This is a genomic window from Streptosporangium sp. G11 (assembly GCF_051192615.1).
Taxonomy (GTDB): domain Bacteria; phylum Actinomycetota; class Actinomycetes; order Streptosporangiales; family Streptosporangiaceae; genus Streptosporangium.
The window spans coordinates 1-4,192 of sequence record NZ_JBPJUQ010000201.1 but is presented as its reverse complement, the minus strand read 5'-3'; the positions used below and the strand labels follow the sequence as shown (position 1 = coordinate 4,192).

Sequence of the window (4,192 nt, the reverse complement as noted above, 5' to 3'; positions counted from 1 at the left end):
CAAGCCCACTCACGAAGACAACTATGCTGCCGCGTAGCCGAAAGCCCTGACGTGTCTACCGAACCGGGGCAACTCCAGGTGGCCCGATTCATACATTCCTCACACAACGCCTTTGGGTAACGAGGCGACTGCGTCGTAGCGGTGCCGTCGTGAGGGCACCTACCTTTTGATCGTCGGCTTGCTCGTTGGCGGCCCACGGCGACTCCATTCCCAATAATGGCTTGCAAAAGGCTACAGTAGTGGCGATCAGCCCCGGGCAAGGTGTTCACCTCGAGGCACCAGATCTGGCCATGGTCGTCCACGCGGAAGTCCACCCTGCTGTAGGAGCCTAGTTTGAGACTCTCGTGCGCCCTGGCCGCCAGCGTCTTCAGGTCAGCTTCCAGGGAGCTGGAGATTTCGGCGGGAAAGACCTCGAGCGCCCCGCCGACCTGGTATTTGGCCTCGTAGTCGAAGATCTCCTTGTCATGGAGAACGATCTCCCCAACCGCCAGCGCTTTGCCGTCGAGGACGCCGACCACGAACTCACGATCGCCGCCTCCGCGTCGCCTCCAGCGGTGCGTTCGGCGTACTCCGCCTCAACGACGCCCGCCATCCCCTCAGCTCAGATCCAGCCTCGTTGTTGGGCAAGGACGGCGGCCTGGACGCGATTGGCAGCGCCAAGCCGGGTGAGCAGGTCCGCCACGTGTCGGCGATAGCTCCGCAGGCTCATATCCATCTCTCGCGCCGCGATCTCATCCTTAGCCACCGTGGTCAATAGACACAGGATCTGTCGCTCCCGCGCGGTGAGCTCAGATGACGCCTCCGACTCAAGATCAGTCGCGTGCTCCCACACCCGCTCGAACAGAGCCACCAACGTGGCCACAACGCCCGGCTGTCGGATCATCAGCGCACCGGACCGATGACCGTCCGGCACGGCAGCCACAAAAGCCACCAAACGATCAACAATGACCAGCTCCTGAACGACACCATCGGTGACCCGGTGCCAATCCCCTCCCCGATGCAGACGCATACAGTACTCCGCCATCTCCGCGTCCTTCAGATGCTCCCGCGCAATGATGGTGCGCCACCGCACTCCCTCACCAAGACGCCGCAGCAGACCAGGTAGCACCTCCACGCGAACCCGCCGCGGCTGATGCATCGCCAGGACCTCACCCGCATCCAGCGAAAGGGACCAGATCCGCTCGTCGACCTCGTCGGCATCCTCGATCCGCACAATATCGTCGTGAGAGCCCGATCCACGGCCTTCCGCGGTCAGCACGGGCAGCGCCTCCCACGCACCACAGATCCGACGCAACTCCGCGTTCGCCTCCCGCATCCGGCGCCTGATCAAACGCGTAATCCCGACCTCCGGCTCAACCACGACCGCATGCCCATCCCCGTCCAGCCGCACCAGCCCCAACTCCACTAGCCGCGCGATCGCCGCCCCCACCACATCCGCCCCGCCATCAGCAGCCACCACCTCCCCACGCAGCAGCGCTCGATACACCTCCTCCTCAAACTCGGTCACACCTACACCGGCCAAGCTCACAACAATCCTCCAAAGACATCAGCAATCGCTCCGACGTACCAGATGACACGCACCACGATCACAATGTGACCAAAGCGATCGTCGGCTCGGTGTCGTGCTCGAGGCCGTGTTCCCGCACCCGGGTGACCCATCTTCTTGACCTCGATCAGGCGATCAGGAAGCCAGCACCGCACCCACAGCCTGGTGCTGCGCGGACCACCAGCAGCAGTCCGAACGTCGGCGCGAGCGCCGCCGGCAGTAAGCCGAGCGTCAACACCGCGACCTCCACGGCGAACAGGCGGCGGCGCCCGAGCACATCGGCCATCCGCCCGGCCGGGGCCAGCAACGCGGCGAAAAGAATCGTGTAGAGGGTCACCATCCATGACAACGACGTCAGGCCGACCCCACCAAAGTCGACGGCCAAGGCAGGCAGGCGAGGTTGTGATCGTCACATCCAGGAACGCCAGGAAGGAACCAACGGAGATCTAGTTCTTCGACGGCTGGTTGTGGAAGATCACCCGTTCCACGGATCTCCGCCCCCATGTCCCAGGAACTCCACATGCTTGACAGCGCCACGAGCGCCTTAACTACCCGGCCTTGGCGCTTGCTCGCGTCTGTTGTGACGCGCCAGGTGGGACGGCGGCGACTACCCGGTCGCTGGTCTTGTCGTACCAGACGCCGGCCCACTGGGCCGGGTTGTCGAACATCAACCGGTTGATGGCCTCGATTTCCTTAACGGCCGATTCCGGTGGCCTCGCCGGAATGGCCGTGTCGGCCAGCGCGGCGAGCGGGCGATCAACTGCGGTCGCGGCACTGGCGGGACTCAGGGACATCGCCGCCACGGCGATAGTCGTTGCAAGCAGTGCGAGCGCGCGCTGTTTGTTGGCGCGATGCATGATCAACATGTGCTCCTCTGGTGGGATTCCCGGCTTCAGGGCAGGGACCAACGACCCTTTGGTCGGGTTTGGGGCAGGGTGGCGGGCTCGGGCTGCTGAGGGGCGCGGCGGCTGCCCGGTCCGTGAGGTTCTGACGTCGCCATAGGGATCTGCGCAGATACGGATCAGACCGTAATTACGTCCTTGACCTATGTCAATCGCCATGTTCGGGTGGTGTCGAGCATCGCGTGGGACGCCGTGTGACCTGCTGACTTGCCGTGAGACGTGCTCCCGTTTGGGAGCCTTCTGCGGTTTCTTTCACGGTGGTTGCCTCAGGTCAGCGGCATGGCCGCGAGGTCGTGAAGGATTGGCAGCAAGCTGTGGGGGCTGGCAGGTTCCTGCATTACGGCTAACCACAGGCTTTCGTGAAGTCGTGACGTAGCGGTGGATGTTGTTGTTCGCAAGCTCGTCGTCGCTTGCCGGTAGAAGTCCGGTACGGGTAGCCAGCAGGAAGGGGGCCCGGTAGTAGGCTGCTGGTTTCGTCTGGAAACTTACGCCCCGTCAGCCGACGATCAGCAGGGGATGCCTCGCTCATCGATCGGGGAATGCCCGCTCAGCCTCACTCAGCCTGGGCAGGCACCGCACGAACGCGCCGCGTGGAGACTGCCAGGATCAGGCCAGCGCCCGCCACCACCAGTGCAGCAAGGCCGACGGCGGCGAGCAGGGTCAAGCCGTCAGGGTGGATGAGGGCATGGCCACGCTGAGCCTGCCACAGCAGCAAGCCGGTAAGTCCTGCGTAGCCGAACGCGGCGACGATCACCAGGGCACCGCGCGTGGCGGCGCCGGCCAGGACGGAGAAGCGGCGGGAGAGCATGCCCAGGCCGATAGCGACCAGCGGAAGCACCTGCAGGGCGTGCAAGCCTACGAAGTGCGCGACTCGCAGGTCGCCCGCGCCGGTCTCCCAGCCGGTGACCGGCATGCCGGCGCCTCCGTCGGGCGCACCGACGCTGTGCGCGCCGATCGTGGCCAACTCGAGCCCGCCGCCTGCTCGGGGGTCGGAGCGGTCATCAGGTAGCCCACGGACATGCCAGCCAATGAGATGACCAGCCCCAACGGTATCGCCCACCCCATCGCCCGATCCACCCGGCGCTGCAGTACGAGGAAGACTCCCAGCGCGAACGTCATCAGCCAGCCCAGGTATGCGGCGCCTCCCATGGCCATGAACATCGCCTCGTCCAGCGCGGTGGAGACGTTGAAGTGGCTGCGAACCCCCCGTGCCGCCTGGAACACGATGGCCGAGATCTCGGGAACGATGAAGGCCGCCACGGTCACGGTGCCCAGCCACCACAGCGTCCGCCGCCACCGCCGGACCTGGCTGATCATCCAGGCCATTGTGATCGTGTACAGCCCGAAGGAGGCCGCGAACTTGAACGGCTTGAGCCACACCCCCTCCCCCATCACGATCCGCCCGTCGACCACAAGGCCGATCCCGCTGAATACCGCGAGCACCACCATGGCCGCTGCGCAATAGCTGAGCGGACCATGCCAGGTAGAGGTGGACGTCTGTTGTTCCTGACGCTGAAGCAGAGCGATCATGATGGCTCCTTCACATCGACTGGCCACAACTCTGCTTGTCAGCGCATGCGCCAACCAGAGACACGATCACCAACCCGCCATGACCTCGTCATAAACCGGACAGAACAGCAAAATCGTCAAGGCCTGGGGATCAAGTGGAGTTGCCCCGGTTTGGTAGACACATCAGGGCTTTCGACTACGCGGCAGCATAGTTGTCTTCGTGCGTGGGCTTGAG

5 protein-coding genes and 1 pseudogene are annotated in these 4,192 nt (G+C 64.4%); all 6 read right to left on the bottom strand.

All coding sequences use genetic code 11. From position 1 onward, the window contains the following. A pseudogene (locus ACSDR0_RS49550) lies at positions 1 to 518 on the bottom strand (hypothetical protein); the annotation flags it as partial. Positions 519 to 601: 83 nt separating this feature from the next. Continuing rightward, positions 602 to 1,507, bottom strand: a complete 906-nt coding sequence (locus ACSDR0_RS49545; RefSeq protein WP_435295950.1) for a helix-turn-helix transcriptional regulator — start codon at positions 1,505 to 1,507, stop codon at positions 602 to 604. 166 nt (positions 1,508 to 1,673) lie between these two features. Further along, on the bottom strand, positions 1,674 to 1,931 hold the full coding sequence (locus ACSDR0_RS49540; protein ID WP_435295949.1) for an MFS transporter: 258 nt from the start codon (positions 1,929 to 1,931) through the stop codon (positions 1,674 to 1,676). Positions 1,932 to 2,094: 163 nt separating this feature from the next. Then, positions 2,095 to 2,412 (bottom strand): hypothetical protein, encoded by a 318-nt coding sequence (locus ACSDR0_RS49535; protein ID WP_435295948.1) that lies wholly within the window; start codon positions 2,410 to 2,412, stop codon positions 2,095 to 2,097. Between the two features lie 589 nt (positions 2,413 to 3,001). Beyond that, a complete protein-coding gene (locus ACSDR0_RS49530) occupies positions 3,002 to 3,361 on the bottom strand; it encodes a hypothetical protein (protein WP_435295947.1) in 360 nt (119 codons plus the stop codon). After that, the gene (locus ACSDR0_RS49525; RefSeq protein ID WP_435295946.1) at positions 3,304 to 3,978 is read right to left on the bottom strand and encodes a hypothetical protein; all 675 of its coding nucleotides are present in this window, start codon (positions 3,976 to 3,978) and stop codon (positions 3,304 to 3,306) included. The genes ACSDR0_RS49530 and ACSDR0_RS49525 overlap by 58 nt, the downstream gene beginning before the upstream one ends. Positions 3,979 to 4,192: the final 214 nt, after the last annotated feature.